Below are 4415 nucleotides of genomic sequence, written 5' to 3' on the forward strand. Positions count from 1 at the left end.
GGGTAGGGTTGTCACTCAGATTTCGTGAGGGTTGGATTTTCACCAACATGGTATCCAAGTTGTCAGGGTGAGGTTACCCTGCGGTTAATCCTCCGATATTCTCGGTTTCTAACCAACGAATCGCACTTGCATGTTCTTCACGCTGCCTACTTATTTTAAGATGCTGTCTACCTAATCTATTAATCGCTTTCCGACGATTGGATGAGCCTTTCTTTTTCCGAGAAACTCGGCGTTGATAAAACTTTAAACGTTTCTCCCCTTGTCTGTAAAATCGGGGGTTAGGTTCGGAATGACCGTTAGAATCTGTGTAGAACTCCTTAAGTCCTACGTCCAGTCCTATCATCTCGCCTGTGTGAGGTACTTCCTCGTTTACATTGACTGCAACGCAAAATTGCACGTAGTACCCATCAGCACGTTTGACTATCCTGACCCGGTTTATCTGCTTTTTGTCGAAGCACCACAAGTCCCAGGTACCCTTAAGTTTGAGTTTTCCTATCCCTTTTTTGTCCGTGAACGTTATCGATTTTTTGTCAGGGGATAATTTCCATCCTGACTTCTTGTATTCGACACAGCGGGCACGTTTTTGGAATTTAGGAAAACCCTTCTTGCCTGGAACCTTTTTCTTGCAGTTATCGTAGAAACGAACAATCGATGACCATGCCCTCTCAGATGCAGCCTGACGGGCAGTAGAGTTCAGTTCATTGGCAAAAGGAAATTCTTTAGCCAGTATTTTGGAGTACCGGCTAAGGTCACTTTTCCCTGTTCCTTTATTGTCCAGCCACAAACGAATACAACTATTTCGGATAAACTTAACCGTCCGAATGGCTTCGTCTATAGCTGAATATTGGGATTCCTTTCCTTTTGCCTTAAACTCTAAAATAATCACCGAATCTCGACCTCCTCGACCTTCGGTCGCCCTACGCGAACGATATACTTTTATATTAGCATTCCTGTATAAAAGTGTCAAGCAAAAGTCAAGGTTTTTTCACGGCGGCTAAAGACCGCTGCGTTCACGAAGTGTCGCCTACGGCGAGCCTTCATCCCCGCTCGCTTTGTGACGGGGCTTTCGGCTATCGAGGATTTTTGTAATGAAACCAGTTAGGTTTGCTGCAGCGATGGAGACCTTACATCGCCAAGGGCTAGAGATATTTGTGGAGATCGGACCAAATCCAGTTCTCCTGGGAATGGGACGCCATTGTTTACCCATGGAGTATGGCATGTGGTTACCGACGCTCCAGCAAGGACAAAGTGATTGGCAAGAGGTACTGAAGGCTTTGGGGCAATTATATGTCCAGGGGGTGAGTATTGATTGGGAGGGTTTCCATGGTAACTCTACTTACAGTCCAGTTAGCTTACCCACTTATCCTTGGCAGCGAGAACGCTACTGGATTGAAGAAGAACCAAGAAATCTTCTCCAGAAATCTGGTTCACAGAAAAACCTCCATCCGCTATTAGGACAGCGTGTTCGCAGTGCAGCGCTGAAGCAGCAAATTGTATTTGAAAGTCAACTTAGCCCTAATTTCCCTACCTATTTAACTGACCATCGTATCTACGAGAAGGTTGTTTTCCCCACCGCAGCTTACGTTGAGATTGTCTTAGCTGCAGGGGCGCAAATCTTTGCCTCAGGAAAGGTGGATAATCACCCACCCTTAGTGGTGAGTGACCTATTGATGGAACAGCCACTAGTTTTGGATGCCACAAAAACAACCTCGGTTCAATTAGTGGTAACACCACATAAATCAGGGTATGATTTTGAGATTTTCAGCCTCAAAAACTCAGAACCTGTGGATGAGAATGAAACCTGGACTCGCCATTTATCAGGGTTGATTTTAGCTGGAGAAACTCCAAGGGTAACAAATTCCCTAGATTTAGCTGAACTGAAGCACAAAATTAACCAAGAGATTGAAATCGAGAATTATTACCAAAAGTTCCGCGAGGTGGGAGTAGAGTATCGGTCAAACTTCCAAACAATTGAGGAGTTGTGGTGTTCTCAAGGTGAATCTGTAGAAGTTCTCGGTAAGATTAAACTACCTGAGACAATAGAGCTGAATACAAATGACAGCTTACATCCACTCCTGTTAGATGGTTGCTTGCAGCTTTTGGCAGCTGCTCTTGGGGATAGTCCTGATAGCGAGACAAAAACTTATTTCTTAGTTGGCTTAGAGCGTCTAAATTTCTTCCGTCAGCCCAGCACAAGTGTTTGGTGTCATGTTCATCCGTCAAGTAAGCCCAGCCCCGGTGTACTGTCCTCTTTTGATTTACATTTAGTAGATGAGAACGGAATAGCAGTGGCGGATTTGCTTAACCTACAGGTTAGCCGTGCCAATGAAACTGCTCTATTTGCCAATCAAACTGACGATTGGTTATACACAATTGCTTGGGAAGCAAAGCCCCGTATCTCCAAGAATAATAAAAGGTCTAAAGCAGGTAGTTGGCTAATCTTTAGCGATGGGGGAGAAGAAAGCAGTGCCTTAGCTGAACTCCTCAACCAGCAAGGTAATCGCTGTATCTTTGTTTCCCAAGGGTCATCTTTTGCTACCTTAAATGGCGGTCACTATCAAATTAACCCTACTGAACCAGAGGATTTCCAGAGGCTCATTGCCGCAATAGTCAACCAGGAGCAGCAGTCCGTTTACCGTGGCATAGTTTATATGTGGGGACTTGATGGCAAGCCTGAGGTGTCAGATGTTCCCACCACAGCAATGGGTTTATGTACTGGAATGTTGCATTTGACTCAAGCATTAACGAAAGTTTCTTCCCAGCACAGCAAGAGAACAATACCTCGTTTATGGGTAGTAACTCGCAATACCCAAGCAGTTACAAAAACAAACTTACAACTGCAACAAGCACCATTGTTGGGCTTAGCCCGTGTAATGGTTTTAGAACATCCCGAATTAGAAACTGTCTGCATAGATTTGAATTCGCACCAAGTGAATGAAATCGAAATGCTGCTCGAAGAAATCCTCTTCCCAGAACCAGAAGAGCAAGTCGCTTTTCGGGATGGAGAGCGTTATGTTCCTCGATTAAAACGTGCTGATGCTAAAAATATTGCTCAACCAGGAGAAATTAATTCATCAGGCCGTTATTTAATCACTGGTGGCTTAGGTGCATTGGGGCTGCAAGTGGCAAATTACTTGGTGGAACAAGGTGCACGCCACCTGCTGTTAGTGGGACGAAAAGGAGCAGTATCAAAAGAAGCACAAGCAGGAGTTAGGCAGTTAGAAGAGAAAGGGGCGTTGGTGAAAATTATTAAAGCTGATATTTCCCAAGCCGATAGCGTCACGACACTAATAGCCGAAACTGACATTCCTTTACGAGGGGTAGTTCATGTCGCAGGTGTTTTAGATGATGGAATGCTCAGAGACCAAACCCAGAAACGCTTTGCCAAAGTAATGGCTCCCAAGGTTCAAGGTGCTTGGAACTTACACCAACTGACCAAAGAAATGCCATTGGACTTTTTTGTCTGCTTTTCCTCTATGACCTCGGTTCTAGGCACAATAGGTCAAGGAAATTATGCTGCCGGTAATGGTTTTATGGATGCATTGTTTCATCACCGACAGGGATTGGGATTACCTGCTGTTAGTATTAACTGGGGAGCTTGGTCTACTTCTGGGATGGCAACTCGATTGGATGCCAATCTGCAAAGTCGTTGGGATGCCATCGGTTTTGGTATGATCTCCCCTAATCAAGGAATGTATCTATTTGCCAAGTTGTTGAACAGCAAAGTACCTCAAGTTGGTGCGATGCCCATTGATTGGTCAAAGTATCCTGTTGAAAGTACTTTCTTCACTTACCTCCAGAAAACAACTGACCAAAAGCAAGCGCCAGAGCAAACCTCAGTTAGTATCTTGGAACAAATCAAAGCGGCTGAAAAAGAGCAGCGCTATGAACTTTTAGTAACTCATATCCAATCTCAAGTATCTAAAGTCTTGGGCTACCAGAAAAAGAAGGCATTTTCTGTTAAGGAAGGATTTTTCGATTTAGGGATGAGTTCTCTGACATCAGTAGAGTTGAGAAATAATTTGCAAAATAGCTTGGGCTGTCGTTTACCCGCCACACTCACTTTTGACTATCCCACGGTTAAAAAATTGGTGGATTATCTGATGGCAGAGTTTATAGAAGAGGAGGATGAAGACGAGATATTTGCCTCTGAACAGTCCTTCCCTACAGACACAACAGTATCCACATTCCAACCCCTAGGAGACAGTGATGACGCAGAAGAAATTGCTAAACAATTTGCAGCACAATTAGGTGTGCAATGGGTTGATTAATTGAATGGGATGACTGGCTGAAGGGGTGACGAAATAGCCTGAAAAGCTTTAAATGTAAAGCTTTCACCATTTTGTGCTAAAAAAAAGATAGGTCTCTTTTGTTCAACAAGACCTACCTATTGACAATGTTACCTGTATTCTACC

At 44.0% G+C, this 4415-nt stretch carries 2 protein-coding genes; one reads left to right on the plus strand and one right to left on the minus strand.

All coding sequences use genetic code 11. The features are described 5' to 3' along the window. Positions 1-73: 73 nt before the first annotated feature. Positions 74-886, minus strand: coding sequence for a transposase (locus F6K46_RS38495; protein ID WP_293068405.1), 813 nt, complete (start codon positions 884-886; stop codon positions 74-76). A gap of 202 nt (positions 887-1088) precedes the next feature. Between F6K46_RS38495 and F6K46_RS38500 the strand changes: the two genes are divergently transcribed. Next, the gene (locus F6K46_RS38500) at positions 1089-4271 is read left to right on the plus strand and encodes an SDR family NAD(P)-dependent oxidoreductase (RefSeq protein WP_293068402.1); all 3183 of its coding nucleotides are present in this window, start codon (positions 1089-1091) and stop codon (positions 4269-4271) included. Positions 4272-4415: the final 144 nt, after the last annotated feature.

The organism is Moorena sp. SIO3E8 (assembly GCF_010692445.1).
In the GTDB taxonomy this organism is placed as follows: domain Bacteria; phylum Cyanobacteriota; class Cyanobacteriia; order Cyanobacteriales; family Coleofasciculaceae; genus Moorena; species Moorena bouillonii.

What these genes read in the sequence shown, in the direction of transcription:
- F6K46_RS38500 (WP_293068402.1), top strand. Translation starts at nt 1,089, where the DNA reads ATGAAACCAGTTAGGTTTGCTGCAGCGATGGAGACCTTACATCGCCAA.